Genomic DNA, 20,572 nt, shown 5'->3' with positions numbered 1-20,572 from the left:
TAACGCCAATTGCCGATGAATAACATGTAAGCCGGATGAGAAGTTTCCTTCCGCATCCGGCAAATCCACATCAGAAACCGAGGCTATCCAGCAGGTCGTCGACCTGATCCTGGCTTGCCACTACGCCAGCTTTTGAGGTGTCAACCTGCGGACCATTCAGCAAACTTTCGTTCTCGCGTTTTGGTCGGGCGCCCTGCTCCGGAATGTTTTCCAGCAGCACCATCAGCAGTTGACGCTCAATCTCCTGGATAACATCCATCATGCGCTTGATAACCTGACCGGTGAGATCCTGGAAATCCTGCGCCATCATGATGTCCAGCAATTGGGCATTGGTAAAGCTGGTATGACCGGGGACATCACCAAGGAACTGGCGGGTATCAGTGACCAGTTCACGGGCATCGGACAGTTCAATCGGATTTTCGAACCATTCATCCCAGCGTTTGGTCAGGTTTTTTGCCCCTTTTTCCATGGCATCCTGGTGTGGCTGTGAAGCTTCTACGCTGTTCAGTGCGCGCTCTGCCGCCTGTGCAGTCATTTGTACAACGTAGTCCAGGCGATCGCGCGCGTCAGGAATGGCTTCCGCCGCTTCGGCAATGGCCTGATCCAGCCCCAGTTCACGCAGGCTGTCGCGCAGCATTCGGGTTAAACTACCGATGCGCGCAATGATGTCCCCTGCTGAGTGTTCGTCAACAGGTTTAATTTGTGGTTGCATCATCATCACATCCTCACATGCCCAGTTTCTCAAAGATCTTATTGAGTTTTTCTTCCAGCGTCGCCGCGGTAAACGGTTTTACAACATAACCACTGGCACCCGCCTGTGCTGCCGCGATAATGTTTTCTTTCTTCGCTTCTGCCGTCACCATCAGCACTGGCAGAGCAGACATACTGCCGTCAGCACGAATGGTTTTCAGCAGTTCAAGGCCGTCCATGTTAGGCATGTTCCAGTCGGAAATCACAAACCCGAATCCCCCTGCCTGCAGTTTGTTCAACGCGTCCACGCCATCTTCAGCTTCTTCAACGTTGTTGAACCCCAGTTCCTTCAGCAGGTTACGCACAATGCGACGCATGGTGGAAAAGTCATCCACAACCAAAAACCTAAGCTCTTTATCCGCCATAAAAATAAACTCCTGATTCAAATACGTATTGCCTGTCCGGCACTGATTTTCGCCAGCATTTGCTGGCTTACCTGGCTAAGATCGACCACTTCGCTTACGCCACCCATATTGATGGCCTCGCGCGGCATGCCGAACACCACACAACTTGCTTCGTTTTGCGCAATAGTCCAGGCGCCAGCCTGGTTCATCGCTAACATTCCGGCGGCCCCATCGTTGCCCATACCCGTCAGGATCACCCCAACGGCATTGCGCCCCGCATGTTTCGCCACCGAATGAAACAGCACATCCACTGAAGGCCGATGCCGGTTAACCGGCGGACCATCATGAATTTTAATCTGGTAGTTCGCCCCGCTACGCGCCAGTTCCATATGCTTGTCGCCAGGGGCGATATACGCATGCCCTGGTAGCACACGTTCTCCGTCTTCTGCCTCTTTCACGGTTATCTGACACAGTTTGTTCAGACGTTCGGCGAACGAACGGGTAAATCCTGGCGGCATATGCTGGGTAATAAGAATACCGGGACTTGAAAGCGGCAATGGCTGGAGTACATGACGAATTGCCTCTGTTCCTCCGGTTGATGCGCCGATGACCAGCAGTTTTTCCGAACTGAGTAACGGCCCCGCCTTCAATGTCGCTGGCGCTGCCGTGGGTTTGTGGGCGGCCAGCTTTGCACGTGATGCAGTGCGGATTTTCTCCGCAATCATCTCGCTATATGCCAGCATTCCTTCGCGGACCCCCAACTGAGGCTTGGTAACAAAGTCAATCGCCCCCAGTTCCAGGGCCCGCAGCGTGACCTCAGAACCTTTACCAGTCAGTGAAGAGACCATCACCACGGGCATCGGACGCAGACGCATCAGCTTTTCAAGAAAATCGAGGCCGTCCATGCGCGGCATTTCAACATCCAGTGTCAGAACGTCGGGATTAAATTTTTTGATGAGATCCCGCGCAACCAAAGGATCAGGCGCTGTCGCAACCATCTCCATATCGCTGTGGCTGTTAATAATCTCGGTCATGATTTGACGCATCAATGCAGAATCATCAACCGACAGTACCCTGATTTTACTCATGCTTTATCCTTACCTAGCGCATACACCGTCTGCCCGCGCAGGCTAAACTCGCGCACGAGGTTGCTAAAGTTTTCTGAATGACCGGCAAACAGCAGTCCGTCAGGTTTAAGGAGTGGAACAAAACGGTGCAAAATGTCCTGCTGAGTCGTTTTGTCAAAATAGATCATGACGTTACGACAGAAAATGGCGTCAAACGGGCCTGGCACGTTGTATTTTTTGTCCAGTAAATTCACGCTGGAAAATTCAACATGGCTTGCCAGTTCTTGCCGTACGCGTACCAGCCCTTCATGAGGCCCGGTACCGCGCATGAAATAGCGTTGCAGCTGCTGTGGCGACAACGTTTTTAGTTCGTCAAGACGGTAAATACCGCTTCTTGCCTTTTCCAACACCTCAGTATCGATGTCGCTGGCAAAAACGCGCCAGCGACCCGGCGTCATACCCAGGGTATCGGCCAACGTAATCGCAATACTGTAAGGTTCTTCTCCGGTAGATGCTGCCGCGCTCCAGACGCGATATTCACCGCTGCGTCGACGGGCGTGGTCAGACAGCACCGGAAAGTGATGCCCTTCGCGAAAAAAAGCGGTCAGGTTGGTGGTCAGGGAGTTAATAAAAGCCTGCCACTCAGCACTGCTCTGGTTGGCTTCCAGCATGCTGAGATAGCGACCAAAATCATCCAGTCCCAGGGTACGCAACCGGCGAACCAGGCGGTTATAGACCATGTCCCGCTTGTGGTCGGCCAGCACGATCCCCGCGCGCTGGTAGATTAATTGACATATCCGACGAAAATGCGCGTCAGACAGCGCGAGGCGCTGTGTCATCTGTAACAATAATGACGTTTGCCCGGAGGGCAGAGATGATGTCATAGCGCCTTCTCAATCACATTCAGGATACAACGGGCACAACCTGCGGCTGCGCCAATTCTTGTTGTGTTACGGTTTGCTCTTCAAGCTTAAAAAACGCGACACAGGCGGAAAGATTATCTGCCTGGGTAGCTAACTGCTCAGTGGCGGCTGCCGCTTCTTCCACCAGTCCGGCGTTCTGCTGTGTGACAGAATCCATCTGGCTGACGGCTTGCGCCACCTGCTCAATGCCTCTGCGTTGTTCATCGGAGGCCGAGGCAATCTCCCCCATGATGTCGTTAACCCGGGTAACCGAGCTAACAATCTCTGTCATCGTGCGCGCCGCCATATCCACCAGTTGCGATCCCTGGTGAACGCGGGTGACAGACTCTTCGATCAGTCCTTTAATTTCTTTCGCTGCCTGCGCGCTACGGCTTGCCAGATTGCGGACCTCTCCGGCAACCACGGCGAAACCGCGGCCCTGCTCACCGGCACGGGCAGCTTCAACCGCGGCGTTTAACGCCAGGATGTTGGTCTGGAAGGCGATACTGTCAATCACACTGGTGATGTCACCTATCTTCTGCGAGCTGGCAGAAATCTCATGCATCGTGCTGGCAACCTTTGCTGTCTGTTCCCCTCCTTTATGCGCTGTATCGGCTGCACTTTTGGCAATGCCCGAGGCTTGTCGCGCGTTATCCGCATTTTGCCCGACGGTGGCGGTAAGCTGTTCCATACTGGCTGCCGTTTGCGCCAGCGATGCCGCCTGCTGTTCAGTTCGCGAGGACAGGTCGTTATTACCCATCGCAATTTCCGCGATCCCGGTATGCATTGCCGAGCTCCCCTGGCGCACCTCACTGACCGTCTCACGCAGTGCCTGTTGCATCGCTTTCAGGCTGGCAAAAATGGCTGAAATCTCATTACGGCCATATACCGCTATCGGTCGCGCCAGATTACCCGCCGCAATGCTGTCGAAATGGCTACCGATGATAGCCAGTGGCTGCACAATCATTTTGCGCGACCAGTACAGCGCTGCAGTCGTTAATAGCGCCGCCAGTACCAGCATGGTGGCGAAAATCACTCCGGACATATGGTAACTACGCTGGCTGTGGTCCTCTGCTCTTTGCAATACCTGGTTGATGTTGTTCTGCCACGCCGTAAAATTTGCATCAAAGGCATCCTGTGAAGCCTGTACCGGCGCGGTCAAAAAATCCGACAGCTGATTATTTTCCAGCCAGGTTGCCTGGTGAACCAGATCGCTATGCCATTGACTGAAACTTTTCGCGGTTGCGCTTTGCAGCGCCTTCCCCTCTTCTGCCGTCTCTGTCGTCGCCATAAAGCGTTTAAACACCGATTCGGACTGGGCCAGGCTGTCCTGTGCAATCGTCATCAGCGCTTTGATATCCTCTGGCGGATAGCTCAAAGCCGTCAACGTTCCTGCTTTATTCAGTGCAGTACTGGCCTGTAATAACACAGCGCGGGTTTGCGCCAGCGCAGCGCGTTGCTGATTACTCTGTTCGACCTGGTTCAGGTTCTGAAAACCATCCCGAAATGCCCAGAAGGACAAGCCATTACTGCCAATCTGCAAAACACCACAGAGGATTAAAATCAAAAACAGCGTGGTCGAAATTCGAATACGATTAAACATCAACGCTCCCATCAGGCGGCGCAGGCCGCGGTTTAGCTGTCAGTCAAAATGTTTCCCAATGCGTATCTTGTTCGGTGGCTAGCTGGCGCGGTTGTGACGCCGGAGTCGCTGTTGCAGGTAGTCGTGTTTCTCGCGTCTTTGATGATGAAGGACGCGACGCGAGGCGGAATGTCGATACCGACTGGGTCAGGCGACTGGCCTGCTCTTCGAGTGCGGCAGCGGCAGCAGCCGACTCCTGCACCAGTGAGGCGTTCTGTTGCGTAACCCGGTCCATTTCAGACACCGCGAGCGCAACCTGATCTATTCCTCGACTTTGTTCATCGGATGCCGAGGCGATTTCCCCCATGATGTCGGTCACACGCGTGACCGCATTAACGATGTCATGCATGGTTTCCCCGGCGCTTTCTACCAATACAGAACCGGTATCCACCCGCGATACAGAATCTTCAATTAGCGCTTTAATCTCTTTTGCTGCCTGCGCACTGCGGCTTGCCAGGTTACGCACTTCACCGGCAACGACGGCAAAACCACGGCCTTGTTCACCGGCACGCGCAGCTTCTACCGCCGCATTCAACGCAAGAATGTTTGTCTGGAATGCAATGCCATCAATAACGCTAATAATGTCGGCAATTTTCTTCGAACTATCGGCGATTTCGTGCATGGTATTCACAACGCTATCAACCACTTTGCCGCCATGTTGTGCGGTATCGGAGGCGCTTTTCGCCAGTTGAGAGGCCTGACGTGCATTGTCCGCATTTTGCTTCACGGTAGCCGTCAACTGTTCCATGCTGGCTGCTGTTTCTTCCAGCGCGGAAGCCTGTTGTTCAGTACGGGATGAAAGATCGGTGTTACCGCTGGCAATTTCACTGGTACCGGAATAAATCGCATCCGAACCTTCGCGCACCAGGGTTACCGTTTCGGTCAGCGAACGCTGCATATGATCGACCGTGCTGGCCAGTTCGCCAATTTCATTACGACCGCTTACAGCCAGAGTTGCGGTTAAGTTACCGCTGGCAATTTCACGGATGTGCGCAATGACGCGGGACAAAGGGTTCAGCAAGGCATGACGGATGCCATACCACACCACCACCAGAATCAGTACCAGCACGACAGCCAGAATGCCGAGTTGCCATTGGGCAAAGTGGTAATCGCTTGCGCTTTGATCAAAGGCTTGTCGGTAGAGTTTCTCGCTAACATCTGCATATTTACCTAACGCTTCACCGAGGGCGTTTTGCATGCCCTGAGTGGGTTGTGCAAAAAATGCATCCATGTTGCCGTTTTCAAGGAACTGAATGAGTTCCACCAGGGCCGCATGGTACTGCTGATATTTTGCATCGACGTTGCCGCTGGCATCCGTCACATCAGGCAACGGCGTGATTTTTTTGAAATTAGCGTAATGCGTTTCGGCTTGCGCCAGCGACGTTTTCGCATTCTTAAGCAGATCGTTCTTCGCGCTGCTCTGCTGGTTGGACGCATCCATCATCATGCGCGCAGAGGAACGACTCAAATTGATGCGTGTTTGCAGCATCAAGTCCCATGTTGAGGTGAGTTCACTTTGCTGCTGTCGTAAATCGTTAGAAATAACAAAACTTTGCTGATTCTGCTGCAATGAAGAAAACAACAGACCACCGGAAACAAGCTGTAGCAGTGCGAAAACCCCCAGCACCATCATCAGCATTGTGACAACGCGGATACGGTTAAACATAAGGCACCTTCCTGAAAACGAGTTATCAACATTATCGGCATTCACTGAGATAACTTTACGTTTGCAAAAAGGAAATCCAGCAGGAAAGTAAGGCCCGGCGAGAGAAGGGAAAAACAGCAGAACAGAAACCACAAGTCATTTACATAAAAACATCATAATTATCATGCAAATAACATTTTCAACCCGCCTGGTTGACCACTATTTGTATTCCCCCCTCCCTTTTCGTGTGACACCGATCACATAACCATCCGCCGAACACCACAACAAAATGGATAAAAAATTAAAAAAAGTTGTATCTGCCTGGGCTTTAATTCAATTTATATGATGAATATTTCGTTACCACTTAATAAGTATAAAAAATGAGTAACTGATGAATAAATGTTAAATCCTTACTGAGGGCTTTTTAGTGGCAAATGCAAACAAACTCACGCTCTTTATCGTGATCTTCATGCTGGCGGGGATCCTTTCGGGTGCGGTGATCCACACCTATGCCTCCCCCGGCGTCGTTACCGCCTGGGCTGATAATATTACGCTGCTCACCGACATCTTTTTGCGGCTGATTAAAATGGTCATCGCACCGTTAGTCTTCAGCACTCTGACCGTCGGGATCATGCGTCTGGGAGAAACCTCCACCATCGGACGCGTTGGCGGCAAAGCGATGATCTGGTTTATCAGTTCGTCCGTGCTGTCTATTTTGGTTGGCCTGTTTGTTGTCTCGCTTGAGCAACCCGGAAGCGGACTGAATCTGGCCATTCCGCTGGAAGCTACCGACACCGGACTTGCCGTCGGTGGTATGAGCCTGAAAGGTTTTCTGTCCCATACCATACCTACCAGTATCGCCGAAGCGATGGCGAATAATGAGATCCTGCAAATTGTTGTGTTCTCAATGTTCTTCGGTATTGGTGGGGCATCGTTGGGAGAGAAATTTAACGCGCCGCTGGTCGCCGCACTGGATGTGGTTTCACATATTATGTTGAAAGTGACGGGCTATGTTATGTACGTCGCACCGCTGGCAATTTTCGCCGCTATCTCTTCCGTTATCTCCACGCAGGGCCTGGGTATTCTGCTCAACTACGCGTCATTTATTGGCGGCTACTACGTCGCTATTCTGCTGACCTGCCTGGTCCTGTTGGCAGTGGGCTATCTGGTGCTGAAGAAAGAGGTGTTCCGCTTGGTCAGTATGCTCAAAGATCCGGTGCTGGTCGCTTTCACTACCAGCAGTTCGGAAGCTGCCTACCCTAAAACGCTGGAGCAATTAACCAAATTTGGCTGCTCACGCAACATCGTGTCGTTCGTGCTGCCGATTGGCTATTCGTTCAACCTGGTCGGTTCGATGGTGTACTGCTCGTTCGCCTCTATGTTTATCGCACAGGCTTATAACATCCACCTTTCCTTCGCGGAAATTACCGTGCTGATGCTGACATTGATGCTGGCGTCAAAAGGGATTGCTGGCGTACCGCGCTCAGCGCTGGTGGTGCTGGCGGCAACCATTCCAAGCTTTAATATTCCTGTTGCAGGGATCCTGTTACTGATGGGCATCGACCATTTCCTTGATATGGGACGCTCAGCGATTAACGTATTGGGTAACGGAATTGCGACAGCGATGCTGGCGCAGAAGGAAGGGTTACTGGAAGAAAGCGAGTCTTCAGAAAACATTACAGAACAAATTAAGGTTTAACTCTTTTAAGACAAGAGCGAGCTAAGTCAACAAGAACAGCAAATCAACAAAGATTACCCCAGCCATAGACTGGGGTATTTCAACAACACCAGGATGAAATTTACATCAATTACCAGCTGTAACGTACGAGCAAACTACCGCTGAGATCGCCATAGTCATTACGTCCTTTTTGACCCGCCACTTGTCCAGTGATGCTCCACTGGCTATTCATATTCGCCTTGAATTGTCCGTTCTGTGAAGGAGTATCAAATGCAATATCTCCGGCATTATTTAATTGAGTTAAAGAAGAATTTCCGCTCGCGGGTATCACCTGTCCCAATACTATAATCCGCTTCAGTTATTGTTGTAATAGAACTTCCACTACCCAGATCGACGTTACTGTTTTTGCCTGTATGTTTAAATCCATAAACATTATTTCTTCCCGAAACATCGATATTAATATCGGATGCTGTTACTTCTGTACCCGGATTGTTACCTGAAATCAAAATTCCGGTGGAATTTTTACTTGGAGTTTGGATCGATGCACCATTTTGTGGGCCTAACTCTGCAGCATTGACAACAGCAGTACATATTAATGTTGCCAGGCCTGTTATTTTGATGCTATTACGCATTCCATTATTACCGCAGGAAAACTCACCGGCGACCACAAACATATTACGTGCCGTACTCCAGGTTATATTATATATACCAGAAAACGACAGACACTATAAAGATCTTCCGGTTTCACTTAAAGAAAAAATACAAATGAACCAAGCAAATGAAATAACAATAAACATTAAAAACTAAAATCAAACAGCCATTATCACTTCGTTTTCCCACGCGCAAAATTAAAAGCAAAACGCCCTCTATATTGCGGAGGGCGTTTAATAACTGTCAGCTAAATATTACAAAAATGATAATATTGACTACTTTTATGCCATATGCGAAGCCGCGATATCTAACAGCGCCATCTCTTCGCTGTTCAGCAATTTCTCAATGTTAACCAGAATCAGCATCCGGTCTCCCAACGCGCCCAGTCCCGTCAGATATTCCGTTGACAGCGTAACCGCGAATTCCGGTGCCGGTCGGATTTGATCGGTTGTCAGCGACAGCACGTCAGATACGCCATCCACCACAATCCCAACCACACGCTGACCCAGATTCAGGACAATCACGACGGTGTTTTCGTTGTAATCCACATCGCTCTGGCTGAATTTCACACGCAGATCAACAATCGGCACAATCACGCCGCGCAGGTTAGTCACACCTTTAATAAAGGCTGGCGTATTGGCAATACGCGTAACCTGATCGTAGCCGCGGATTTCCTGCACTTTCAGGATATCGATACCGTACTCTTCATCCCCCAGCGTAAACACGAGGAATTCCTGACCTGACGGTTCGCCGGCCAGTTTAGTTACATTACTCATACCGGTCATATTCTTCCCTTTCTTACTCAATCAGGCGGCTGTGATTGCCACACGTTGTTCGCGGTTTAACCCCTGCAATGCAGAGACATCGACAATCAGCGCGACGCTACCGTCGCCGAGGATCGTTGCTGCGGAAATGCCTGGCACTTTGCGGTAGTTGCTTTCCAGGTTTTTTACCACCACCTGGTGTTGACCAATTAACTGATCGACCAGCAACGCGTAGCGACGCCCTGCACTTTGTAAAATCACTACAATACCCTGAGTTGCTTCGGTTTTTGCACCTTCAACTTCAAAGACTTTCCACAACTCAACCAGCGGTAAATACTCACCTCTCACTTCCAGGACTCGCTCTCCCCCGGCCAGCGGATGGAGATCTTCTTCCCGAGGTTGCAGAGACTCCATCACCGCATTCAGCGGCAGGATAAACACTTCATCGGCGACACGAACAGACATGCCATCAAGGATAGCCAGCGTCAGCGGCAGCAAAATACGGATGGTAGTGCCCTGGCCCTGTTTCGACTGGATCTCAACGTGACCGCCCATCTCCTGGATATTTCGCTTCACCACGTCCATACCGACACCACGCCCGGAAACATCCGTTACCTGCTCGGCGGTTGAGAATCCCGGAGCGAAGATCAGCATGCCGACTTCGTCATCGCTCATGTTTTCGTGGATTGGCATCCCCTGGGAAATAGCCTTCGCCAGGATACGTTCGCGGTTCAGACCAGCGCCATCGTCGGTCACTTCGATACAAATATTCCCGCCCTGGTGTTCGGCAGAAAGTGTCAGATTACCAATCGGATTTTTTCCTGATTCGATGCGTTTTTCCGGCAGTTCAATACCGTGATCGAGGCTGTTACGCACCAGGTGCGTCAACGGATCAATAATGCGTTCGATCAGGCTCTTATCCAGTTCGGTGGAGCTACCGACCTGGGTCAGTTCAACCTGTTTACCCAATTTACCCGCCAGATCGCGCACCAGACGCGGGAAGCGGCTAAAAACATATTCCATCGGCATCATACGAATCGACATCACCGATTCCTGCAGATCGCGGGCGTTACGTTGTAACTGCCCCATGCTGGTGATGAGATCGCCATGATTTACCGGATCCAATTCGTTCGAACGCTGAGCCAGCATTGACTGTGTGATGACCAGTTCACCCACCAGGTTAATCAGCTGATCGACCTTCTCAACCGCCACGCGGATACTGGTCGATTCACTGGCCCGGGCAGGTTTCTCACGCTCTGCTCGCCCATGCGGTGCTTCGTTGGCGGCCGCTTTGACCACCGGCGCAGGTGCTGGTGCAGCAACCGGCAGTGGCTGTGGTTCCACGTCATCAGCGACGGCTGGCGTTTCTGCAGCAGTCGGCGCGGCAGTGATGGTTTCGAACTCAATCTGATCCGCTTCAATGACGAAGCAGAGCACAGCAATAATGTCATCTTCAGCGAGGCTACCGTCGATCGTAGCCGACAGCGTATCGGCACCTTTGACCACATCGCTTAAGGTCGCCAGATTCCCCAGTTCCTCTTCCAATAAATCGACTTCACTGGCTTTCAGGCGCGAGAGAATGATCCGCTTTTTGATCTCTTCAGCGACAGGGGCGACTTGTGCTACCACCTCGTCTTGTATCGCCGTGCTATCAACAACGCTCAGTTTGGCGCTATTGACCACCGGGGGCGCGGTTTCACCTTTTGCTTCGAGCGCTAACTGTCGTAACGCATTACAAATGTACTCAAAGCTGGCGGCATCCGGCTCCTCTGAGTTTTTATAGGCGTCGAGCTGTTCCTGCATAATATCTTTCGTTTCCAAAAACAGGTTGATAATGTCGGCATTGAGCTGCATCTCGCCACGCCGCGCTTCATCCAGCAGGTTTTCCATCAGATGGGTCGTTTCCTGCAAAATGGTAAAGCCGAAAGTGCCCGCCCCGCCTTTAATCGAGTGCGCTGCACGAAAAATGGCATTCAGCTGTTCGGAATCCGGGGCTTCAGGTACCAGATCCAGCAGGTGCTGCTCCATGTCAGCCAACAGTTCGTCAGCTTCATCAAAAAATGTCTGATAAAAATCGCTAATATCCATGCTCACGCTATCACCTCGGATTGGCTGGTGGCGATGTGGGAACGCTTGCCGGCGGCACCGCCGCTGGCTGTTGTAAGACACTTACCGGCTCATTCTGGCTTTCAGCGTTTTCATGCAAAATGGCCTCTTCGGCCTGCTTATTCAGAACCAGCAGGCTTATACGGCGGTTGATGGCGTCCTCGGGACCGCGATCGCTCAGACGCATCGTGGCGGCCATACCTACCACCCGTAATACTTTTCCATCATCCAGTCCGCCGCTGACCAGCTCGCGACGCGATGCATTGGCGCGATCGGCAGACAGTTCCCAGTTGCTATATCCCTTCTCACCGTTGGCATAGGGATAATCATCTGTATGACCCGAAAGACTGATACGGTTTGGGATCCCGTTCAGTACGGGCGCAATCGCCCGCAAAATATCACGCATGTAAGGTTCAACCTCTGCGCTTCCGGTTTTAAACATCGGGCGGTTCTGACTGTCGATAATCTGTATCCGCAGCCCTTCCTGAACCAAATCAATTTTCAGATGTGGGCGCAGTGCACGCAGCTTAGGATCGGATTCAATCAGCTGATCGAGATCGCCACGAAGCTTGCTCAGGCGGCTTTGCTCCATACGCTTTCTCAGATCATCAATATTGGGCTGTTTGTTTACTTCCCCCTGCTGCTGGGTGTAATCATCACCCCCACCAGGAATTGGGCTTTGGCTGTTCGAGATCCGATTTCCACCCGTCACCGCAGTGGCCAGCGGAGTACGGAAATATTCGGCAATTTGAATCAGTTCTTTAGGGCTGGAGATGGAAATAAGCCACATCACCAGAAAGAAGGCCATCATCGCGGTCATAAAATCGGCGTAGGCAATTTTCCACGAACCATGCGCCCCACCACCGTGATTTTTATGTTTACGTCGCTTTACGACGATAATGGGATGGGCCTGATTTTTCATGCGTCCTCGGTCGTCTGCTGCGCTGCTGGATTTCTCACCGCACGAACATGCTCTTCCAGTTCGATAAACGAAGGACGCTCGCTGGAATACAACGTCTTACGACCAAACTCAACCGCTATCGGTGGCGCGTAGCCATTCAGATTGGAGAGCAGAGTGATCTTCACACACTGCATCATCTTGGTTGTTTCAGCGCTTTTCTGCCGCAGGACGCTGGCGAGTGGGGAAATAAATCCATAGGCCAGTAAAATACCGAGGAATGTTCCTACCATGGCATGTGCAATCAGGGCGCCCAGTTCAGCCGCCGGACGATCGGCAGAAGCCAGCGCATGCACAACCCCCATCACCGCAGCCACGATCCCGAACGCCGGTAATGAGTCACCGACCATCGCAAGACTGTTAGCCGGAACTTCGGCCTCACTTTCATGCGTCTCAATCTCTTCGTCCATCAGCGCTTCAATTTCAAACGTATTCATGTTGCCACTGATAATCAGACGCAGATAATCGACAATAAAATCAAGCATCACTGCATCCGCAAGAATACGCGGATAGCTGGCGAAAATTTCACTCTCTTTTGGATTTTCGATATCGCGTTCAAGCGAGAACATGCCTTGCTGACGTGACTTAGCCATCAGTCGGTAGAGTAACGCCAGCAGGTCCATATACATGGCTTTGGTGTATTTCGAGCGCCGAAAAAGCAACGGGATCGCTTTCATCGTCCCTTTGATGGCTTTACCGTTGTTGCCAACGATGAATGCCCCGATACCTGCGCCACCGATGATCACCAGCTCAGCCGGTTGATAGAGTGCCCCAAGGTGTCCGCCGGTCATCATGTAACCGCCGAAAACTGTACCAATAACAACCAGGTAACCTAATAAGATAAGCACGACATCATCCTTTCGCAATTGACTATGACAGGATGCGCAGTCGGGCAGTTAACTCATGGTCAGGACAAAAAAAAGCAGCGGTAATCGCTTACCGCTGCTGGAGTGTTTATCCACACCGTATCAGTTAAACAGCCTGTTCGATCTGTTCATCCAGCAGTTGTGGAATAATATCGGCAGCATTCTGGGAAAGTTTACGTCTTTTTACGGCTCGCGATGGCGGCTGACATAAACTGCAGGCAAAGCTGCCTGCGGGTTGGTGCGCGTGGGTAATAAAATTTCCGCCGCAGCAGTTACAGGCAGACAATTCAAGCAAACCACTGTCAACAAAACGGACAAGAGTCCACGCACGAGTAAGCGCCAACAATGGCCCTTCTTCTGGCTGCGGGCACTGCTCAAGATATAACCGATACGCCTTAATCACAGCATCTACGCCGCTGCACAAACCGGTTTTAAGCAGAAATTGCCATGCATTACAAAACATCGATGCATGAATATTTTGTTCCCACGTCATAAACCAGTCGGTGGAAAACGGAAGCATCCCTTTTGGCGGAGGACTACCGCGTAATTCTTTGTACAGCTTGATGAGTCGGCCACGGCTCAATTGCGTTTCGCTTTCCAGCATTTGCAAACGGGCGCCCAATGTGATTAATTCCATCGCTAACTGGATATCACGCGCTTCCTGAACAATGCTTTTTTCGCTCATCATCAAGCCCTTTTCTTACGCGCTGCGTCATCAATGTCGTTAAGCAGGCGTGTTGAAAGCATGATACCGGTATGAATTTGCTGAAGATCGTCAACGCGGGAATCTTGCGTCAAACGCGTTACAGTCTGATGATCGTCGAAACGGAAATGGCATACCAGTTGATTGGTTTCAGCCAATTTGACCATTTGAGGAAGTGTTAATGTTGCCAATGTATCCGCCATCTCTTCGCTGATACCCAAGCGGAACATTGCAGATGCTTTGTCCTGAACGATCAAACGCTGTGCAAGCAATAAATACGACAAATTGATGTCATAAATGTGTTTCAGCAACTCGGATGTATGCATTATTTGCATCCATAATAACCAACATTATTTTCATGCGGCAGAACCGCACCCCGTGATGTCGCCGGGAAGGCCCGGTAAAAAAAAAGCAAAAGGTCAAATACATAGCAATGTGATGGCGCTTCCGCGTTGTCTAAACATTCCTTTCTTAGAATGCCGCGTCCCTTACAAGCTCACATCATTTCTTACAAATGTCTAAGATTTTTCCTAATTCGACGCAACTCTACCCGCCACCCGTTACACATACAACGTAGCCATGCTGCGAATTTAAAGAATATGTGACGCAGATCACATAATCAAGCTAAACACTTAACATAAATCCATCAGCCCAGCTTTTATTTTGGCTATTTTTTAAACCATCGCTATCTCATTCAATTCCAGACATACGAATAATCTTGCAATAAAAGCGAATTGTACTCTGTTCACGCACGTTAATATCACGCCCTGAAATAGCGAACTGGATCACAGATTTAATATGAAACACCTTTTCAATAAAACCCCTTTACAAACAACAACTTAAATATTAAGACCGATTAATTAATACCGGGCTGTGATAACCGTTTAAATGTTAAGAGATGTGTGTTTTTTATTAACAGATTGTTTTTATTAGCGAGCAGTTTAACTTAAATCAACCGAACAGATTTACAGCTTATATGAAGTGATTATTCTATTTATAAGAATAATTAATGAATAATCATGATGACATTCACACAATTACCCTGCGAAACGTAGCAGTATGGTGGCATACGATTAAACTGATGAGTTCTCATAATTCATGAACAAAAGGAGCGAGTTATGAGCTATGCGCACATTCTTGTCGCTGTTGCCGCTACCCCCGAAAGCCACCAGCTGTTAGCAAAGGCTGTTTCAATCGCTCGCCCTGTCAACGCCCGCATTAGTCTGATAACCCTGGTCTCAGATCCCGAACTGTATAACCAGTTTGCCGCCCCAATGCTGGAAGATCTGCGTGAAGTCATGCAAGAAGAAACCCAGAATTTTATCGATCAGTTAAGCAAAGAAGCGCAGTACCCCATTGAGCACACGTTTATTACCTATGGAGCATTGAACGAACACATTCTGGATGTATGCCGCAAACACGCGGTTGATCTGGTGATTTATGGCAACCATAACCACAGTTTCTTTTCGCGAGCCTCCTGCTCAGCGAAAAGCGTTGTCAGCGCAAGCCAGGTTGATGTGTTGCTGGTGCCGCTTGCGGGCGATTAATCACGCCAGTTTGCTGCATGCTGTCTGCGGGTCAGACGACAGGTTTTCCGTATGACGTGATGCGACGTTTTTCAGATCGCAAATGAATCTCGCCTGCCAGTTGTTGATATCATTTTTAACGATAGTCTGCAGCATTGCCGCATGACGGGAAATGCGCTCGGCAAGCGGCATCGTCAGAGCCTGGTTTAATGCGCCTGCGACATCATCCCGATCATAAGGATTTACAATGAGTGCAGAAGTCAGCTCATTCGCAGCCCCGGCAAACTGCGAGAGCACCAGGACGCCGGGATTGGCAGGGTCCTGTGCGGCGATAAACTCCTTTGCCACCAGATTCATACCATCGCGCAGTGGCGTCACTAGTCCGACATCAGAGTAGCGAAAAACCTTCATCAGTAATTTACGGTCAAAATACTGATTCAGATAGTACAGCGGCGTCCAGCCCAGTTGCCCGTATTTACCATTGATCCGCCCGGCCTCGGTCTCTAACTGGTGACGGATATCCTGATAAGCCTGAACCTCCTCACGCGAGGTAGGTGCTATCTGCGTATAACGAATCTTACCGTGATGCTGTGGAAACTGTTCCAACAGCGCCTCGTAGGCCTGAAAACGTTCCGGCAGGCCTTTAGAGTAATCCAGCCGCTCAACAGAGAAGATATTTTTCACATTTTTAAGTTCTGCTTTTAACTGTGCCAGTTTCGGCGGTAGCGGTCCTGATGCTTGCCGAGCAATCTCCTCAGGTGCAATACCAATAGGATAAACTTCCGTGCGGAACGCTTTTCCCCAGGCCAGATGCTGTTTCTCTCTGGGCGTAGTGACCTGAGTTTGCGCCGCCAAACAGTCAAGAAAGGCCTGGCGATCGTTGTCGGTTTGAAAGCCCAATAAATCAAAGTCGCACAGTTGCTCAAGCAACGCCTGGTGTGGCGGCAACGCATTGAAAATTTCGGGTGTCGGAAAAGGAATATGCAGAAAAAAACCAATGCGATTATTCACACCACGTTTGCGTAGCTCGCTGGCAAAAGGTAACAAGTGATAATCGTGAACCCAGATAATATCGTCATCACTAAGCAGTGGCAGCAGCTTATCAACGAGTAAGGCATTAACCCGCTGGTAGCCTTCCCAGGCACTACGCTGAAACTGTACCAGGTCCAGTCGATAATGGAACGCAGGCCATAACACGGCATTCGAAAACTGGCAGTAATACTCTTCATAATCCTGTTCACTCAGATTAAACGAGGCCCAGGTGATGTTGCCACGGGTCACTTTTTTTAATGGCTGATCCCCATTGCCTGTATCACCGCTCCAGCCAAACCACAGTCCGCCAGCAGCCTTCAGTGCGCCCAGCACACCTACAGCAAGACCACCAGCGCTGCCTTTGTCATCCGGTGAGGCAATGCGGTTAGATACTACGACTAAACGACTCATAGCCACCTCTCCTGTCATTCGTTGCTTCTTGTTCCTGCTGCGGACAGTTGATTTGTTCCAGCCAATGCCAGACGTCTCTGACAGCAGCCAGACGCCACGTCGCCTGAGTCTCCCCGCTTCCCACTTTTACCGAGATACCGCCGGCGCGATTGACCACGGCAAAACCTGTTTCATCGGTCAGATCATCACCAACAAAAACAGGGGTCCGACCGTCAAACGGTGCTTCCTGCAGAAATGCCGCAATTGCGTCTCCTTTGTTGGTGTCCTGAGATTTGATTTCCACAACACACTTTCCAGGCTGCAATGCCAGTTGTGGCCAGATATGGGTAATGCTTTCAGCCAACGCCAGCAGCGCGGCCTCATGCTCAGGCGCCTGCCGGTAGTGCAGAGCGAAAGCCATGCCTTTTGTTTCAAGCGTTGTCCCCGGTAACGTCGCCAGCGCCGCATGCAATAACGCCCCCACTTCTCGCTCAACCGCCGCAGGCAGATGCACAATATGAGTTTGACCATTGATGTCACGGCGTTCTGCCCCATGCACTCCGGCAAGCGGGAAACGATAAGGGGTGGTGAGTGCGTCAAGCTCTGCCATTGAGCGCCCTGAAATCAATGCCAGAGCACCCGCATTTTGCGTGGCCAGGCGATGTAATAACTGCAGAATTGTCTGTGGAACAACAACCTGGTCAGGATGCGGTTTGATTTCAGCCAGTGTTCCATCGAGATCGAAAAAATAAGCACAATTAGTGGGATGCTCAGGGGGTAAAGTTAGCGATGCTGTCACCCGATTCTCCTCCTCGTCATGGTCTGTACGCCGCGCGGATCGCGCCGTATATAGGATGTATGACGGGTATAAGTATAGACAGTGTGACCGTGCTCGCCATTTAGAAAAACAATCGCCAGCCGGGTAGCGGCTGGCGATATGCAGAAGCTAGACTAAAAAGTTGGGATTTAAATCATCAAACAGTACGCTTGGCTTTTTGTTTGTAGCGGTCGAAGATCACCGCTGCCAGCAGGATCAAACCTCGCACCACATACTGTGCGAATGGAGAGATATTCAGCAGGTTCATCGCGTTCTCGACCGTCCCCAGAATTAACACCCCAGCGACGACATATGAGATTTTTCCGATGCCGCCTTTGAGCGAAACGCCGCCTAACACACAGGCAGAAATCACGATCAGCTCATAACCAATAGAGGTCATCGGTTGGCCGCTGGTCATACGTGATGCCAGGATAATCCCCGCAACGGCGGATACCAGACCAGAAAGAATGAAGATAATAATCTTAGTGCGGACGACCGGTACTCCAGCCAGACGTGCAGCTTCCTCATTGCCCCCAATCGCCAGCGTATTGCGACCAAAAGTGGTTTTATTCAACAGCAGGCCAAAAACAATAAAGCAGCCCACGGTTAACCAGATCGGTGCAGGCAGCCCTAACCAGTTGGCATAACCGAGAGTAAAGAAGCGCTCGTCTTCGATACCCACCGCTTTACCGTCGGAGATAATGTAGGCCAGACCACGAACAATTTGCATGGTAGCGAGCGTCGTGATCAGCGCATTAATTTTTAAACGCGCAATCACGAAACCATTCACCAGGCCGCACAGAACGCCGAGCAACAACCCAGCCGCCACGCCAATCCACAGGCTTTCGGTCATATTAATGACCACTGCAGTCGTCACCCCTGCGCAGGCAATAACGGAGGCTACCGAGAGATCAAAATCGCCGGATGCCAGGCAAAATAACATCCCGCACGCAACCATACCCGACATAGATACCGCCAGCCCCAGCCCCTTCATGTTGATGAAAGTCGCAAAATTCGGCACAAAAATAGCGCAAACCAGGAACAACACGGCAAATACCACCAGCATCCCGTACTGATCCCAAATTCGGCCAAGATTTAACGCCGACTTCGCAGCGCCTGAACCCGATGTAGAAACGGAAGACATCATATTCTCCTTATTCAGGCGACTGCCTGGCTGACTTTAGGCATAGCAAGGCTCAGCGCCTGGCGTTCATCCGCCTGTTCATGAAGTAATTCACCTGCGATCTCACCTTCTCTCATCACCACAATGCGGTCGGCGACGCCAAGAACTTCCGGCAGGTCACTGGAGGCAAACAGCACGGCAACACCGCGCGCAGCCAGGGTATAAATCACGTTATAAATTTCATGTTTTGCGCCAACATCAATGCCGCGGGTGGGCTCATCCAGCAAAATGACTTTCATCTCTTCCGATAACCAACGCCCCAGGATGGCCTTTTGCTGATTCCCGCCAGAGAGGTTCATGATCAGTTGCTCTGCACCAGGCGTTTTGATGTTGAGTGAGCGGATATGATGGTCAGCATTGGTCTCTTCCCAGCCGTTGTTGATCAGACATCCCCCCATGACATGTTTACGGCGCGCACTAATATTGATGTTGTTGCGTACCGAATGGACCGGGATGATCCCTTCGGCTTTGCGATCCTCCGGACACAGCATCATGCCTGCTTCAATGGCGTGACTGGGTTTGCGAATATCTATCGCTTGTTCGTCAATAAACACCTGACCTTGTGTGATGCGCGTTCCGCCGAACAGACCTTTCATTAATTCGCTACGTCCGGCACCAACCAGGCCAAACAGTCCGACAATTTCGCCACTACGCACCGATAAGCTGATCGGGGTGCGCACGCCTGGGGCTTTTACCTCATGCAAACGCAGGCGCTCAGCACCATAAGTTCTGGCTTTCCAGCCATAGATGTCCCCAAGATCACGCCCCACCATCGCCTGTACCAGTGCGTCGTGATCAACCTGCTGCATATCCGTAAACGTTTTGACGTACTGACCATCCTTAAACACCGTTATGGCATCGCTGAGGGCGAAAATCTCCTCCATACGGTGCGAAACGTACAGAATGATGCGGCCCTCGTTGCGTAGCTCACGAATCACGCGAAACAGATTTTCAATCTCCCTTGCGGAAAGAGAGCTGGTGGGTTCATCAAAAGCGATAATTTTGGCGTTACGCGCCAGCGCCTTAGCAATCTCCACCATTTGCCACTGACCGATGGAGAGATATTTCAACGGAGTATCAGGATCGATATCCATCCCCAGATGTTTTAACTGCAGGCCCGCTTCGTAGTTCAACAGCGAGCGGTTCACAATCCCACCCTTATGCGGAAGCTGACCTAGGTAAATGTTCTCGGCGACGGTCATTTCCGGCACCAAATGCAATTCCTGGTAAATAATGGCGACACCGGCGTTCAGCGCAGTGGTTGTGTCCGCAAATGAAACCTCCTGTCCGTGGATCGCTATAGATCCCGTGGTTGGCGCGTAGTTCCCGCTGAGAATTTTTAATAATGTTGATTTCCCGGCGCCATTTTCACCCATCAGCGCATGCACCTGACCGGCATAGCAGTCGAAACTGATATCCGTTAGCGCTTTTACGCCAGGGAAGGTTTTGCCGATGCCGCGAAATGAGAGATACGGGGTAGACTGTTGCATAACGTCTCCGTGGATCTAAACTGTTGCCGGATGGCGGCGTAGCCTTATCCGGCCTACT

At 50.7% G+C, this 20,572-nt stretch carries 20 protein-coding genes; 2 read left to right on the top strand and 18 right to left on the bottom strand.

Annotated elements, in window-relative coordinates; translation table 11 throughout:
* Window positions 1-70: 70 nt before the first annotated feature.
* The 6 genes from cheZ to tar are packed head-to-tail and all read right to left on the bottom strand — an operon-like array spanning window position 71 to window position 6,371.
* Window positions 71-715: a protein phosphatase CheZ gene (gene cheZ, locus OGX95_RS09755; protein WP_286629325.1), complete on the bottom strand. Its 645-nt coding sequence runs from the start codon at window positions 713-715 to the stop codon at window positions 71-73.
* A 10-nt stretch (window positions 716-725) separates the two neighbouring features.
* Window positions 726-1,115 (bottom strand): chemotaxis response regulator CheY, encoded by a 390-nt coding sequence (gene cheY, locus OGX95_RS09750; protein WP_005127682.1) that lies wholly within the window; start codon window positions 1,113-1,115, stop codon window positions 726-728.
* A 17-nt stretch (window positions 1,116-1,132) separates the two neighbouring features.
* On the bottom strand, window positions 1,133-2,182 hold the full coding sequence (locus OGX95_RS09745; protein WP_286629276.1) for a protein-glutamate methylesterase/protein-glutamine glutaminase: 1,050 nt from the start codon (window positions 2,180-2,182) through the stop codon (window positions 1,133-1,135).
* Complete coding sequence (gene cheR, locus OGX95_RS09740) at window positions 2,179-3,045, bottom strand: protein-glutamate O-methyltransferase CheR (protein ID WP_286629275.1); 867 nt, start codon at window positions 3,043-3,045, stop codon at window positions 2,179-2,181. Before cheR ends, OGX95_RS09745 begins: the two co-directional genes overlap by 4 nt.
* 19 nt (window positions 3,046-3,064) lie before the next feature.
* Window positions 3,065-4,666, bottom strand: a complete 1,602-nt coding sequence (gene tap, locus OGX95_RS09735; protein WP_286629274.1) for a methyl-accepting chemotaxis protein IV — start codon at window positions 4,664-4,666, stop codon at window positions 3,065-3,067.
* A 43-nt stretch (window positions 4,667-4,709) separates the two neighbouring features.
* Window positions 4,710-6,371 carry a methyl-accepting chemotaxis protein II gene (tar, locus tag OGX95_RS09730; RefSeq protein WP_286629273.1) on the bottom strand — a complete coding sequence of 554 codons (1,662 nt, stop codon included), beginning with the start codon at window positions 6,369-6,371 and terminating at the stop codon, window positions 4,710-4,712.
* A 406-nt stretch (window positions 6,372-6,777) separates the two neighbouring features.
* Here tar and OGX95_RS09725 point away from each other — a divergent pair, with 406 nt between their 5' ends.
* On the top strand, window positions 6,778-8,049 hold the full coding sequence (locus OGX95_RS09725) for a dicarboxylate/amino acid:cation symporter (protein ID WP_286629272.1): 1,272 nt from the start codon (window positions 6,778-6,780) through the stop codon (window positions 8,047-8,049).
* 109 nt (window positions 8,050-8,158) lie between these two features.
* On the opposite strand, the gene OGX95_RS09720 is transcribed toward OGX95_RS09725, so the two are convergent.
* From OGX95_RS09720 to flhD, 8 genes are all read right to left on the bottom strand, one after another.
* Window positions 8,159-8,260, bottom strand: a complete 102-nt coding sequence (locus OGX95_RS09720; RefSeq protein WP_286629271.1) for an autotransporter outer membrane beta-barrel domain-containing protein — start codon at window positions 8,258-8,260, stop codon at window positions 8,159-8,161.
* Between the two features lie 55 nt (window positions 8,261-8,315).
* Window positions 8,316-8,702 carry a hypothetical protein gene (locus tag OGX95_RS09715; protein WP_286629270.1) on the bottom strand — a complete coding sequence of 129 codons (387 nt, stop codon included), beginning with the start codon at window positions 8,700-8,702 and terminating at the stop codon, window positions 8,316-8,318.
* Window positions 8,703-8,960: 258 nt separating this feature from the next.
* A complete protein-coding gene (gene cheW / locus OGX95_RS09710; protein ID WP_003839146.1) occupies window positions 8,961-9,464 on the bottom strand; it encodes a chemotaxis protein CheW in 504 nt (167 codons plus the stop codon).
* 21 nt (window positions 9,465-9,485) lie between these two features.
* A complete protein-coding gene (gene cheA, locus OGX95_RS09705; protein WP_286629269.1) occupies window positions 9,486-11,537 on the bottom strand; it encodes a chemotaxis protein CheA in 2,052 nt (683 codons plus the stop codon).
* A 4-nt stretch (window positions 11,538-11,541) separates the two neighbouring features.
* Window positions 11,542-12,471, bottom strand: coding sequence for a flagellar motor protein MotB (motB, locus tag OGX95_RS09700; RefSeq protein WP_271442788.1), 930 nt, complete (start codon window positions 12,469-12,471; stop codon window positions 11,542-11,544).
* Window positions 12,468-13,355 carry a flagellar motor stator protein MotA gene (gene motA / locus OGX95_RS09695; RefSeq protein ID WP_005127691.1) on the bottom strand — a complete coding sequence of 296 codons (888 nt, stop codon included), beginning with the start codon at window positions 13,353-13,355 and terminating at the stop codon, window positions 12,468-12,470. The genes motB and motA overlap by 4 nt, the downstream gene beginning before the upstream one ends.
* 124 nt (window positions 13,356-13,479) lie before the next feature.
* Window positions 13,480-14,058 carry a flagellar transcriptional regulator FlhC gene (flhC, locus tag OGX95_RS09690; RefSeq protein WP_005127694.1) on the bottom strand — a complete coding sequence of 193 codons (579 nt, stop codon included), beginning with the start codon at window positions 14,056-14,058 and terminating at the stop codon, window positions 13,480-13,482.
* Between the two features lie 2 nt (window positions 14,059-14,060).
* The gene (gene flhD / locus OGX95_RS09685; protein WP_040232414.1) at window positions 14,061-14,402 is read right to left on the bottom strand and encodes a flagellar transcriptional regulator FlhD; all 342 of its coding nucleotides are present in this window, start codon (window positions 14,400-14,402) and stop codon (window positions 14,061-14,063) included.
* Window positions 14,403-15,194: 792 nt separating this feature from the next.
* On the opposite strand from flhD, the gene uspC reads away from it, so the two are divergent.
* Complete coding sequence (uspC, locus tag OGX95_RS09680) at window positions 15,195-15,623, top strand: universal stress protein UspC (protein WP_271455731.1); 429 nt, start codon at window positions 15,195-15,197, stop codon at window positions 15,621-15,623.
* Here the strand turns inward: uspC and otsA are convergent, their stop codons facing one another.
* From otsA to araG, 4 genes are all read right to left on the bottom strand, one after another.
* Window positions 15,624-17,045 (bottom strand): alpha,alpha-trehalose-phosphate synthase, encoded by a 1,422-nt coding sequence (gene otsA, locus OGX95_RS09675; protein ID WP_286629268.1) that lies wholly within the window; start codon window positions 17,043-17,045, stop codon window positions 15,624-15,626.
* Entirely contained in the window at window positions 17,020-17,823 is an 804-nt protein-coding gene (gene otsB / locus OGX95_RS09670; protein WP_286629267.1) for a trehalose-phosphatase, read from the bottom strand. Before otsB ends, otsA begins: the two co-directional genes overlap by 26 nt.
* Window positions 17,824-17,998: 175 nt before the next feature.
* Window positions 17,999-18,985, bottom strand: coding sequence for an arabinose ABC transporter permease AraH (gene araH / locus OGX95_RS09665; RefSeq protein WP_271442710.1), 987 nt, complete (start codon window positions 18,983-18,985; stop codon window positions 17,999-18,001).
* A 14-nt stretch (window positions 18,986-18,999) separates the two neighbouring features.
* Window positions 19,000-20,514 carry an L-arabinose ABC transporter ATP-binding protein AraG gene (gene araG / locus OGX95_RS09660; protein ID WP_286629266.1) on the bottom strand — a complete coding sequence of 505 codons (1,515 nt, stop codon included), beginning with the start codon at window positions 20,512-20,514 and terminating at the stop codon, window positions 19,000-19,002.
* Window positions 20,515-20,572: the final 58 nt, after the last annotated feature.

The organism is Citrobacter sp. Cu233 (assembly GCF_030332225.1).
In the GTDB taxonomy this organism is placed as follows: domain Bacteria; phylum Pseudomonadota; class Gammaproteobacteria; order Enterobacterales; family Enterobacteriaceae; genus Citrobacter.
This window is presented reverse-complemented; position numbering and strand designations above follow the sequence as displayed.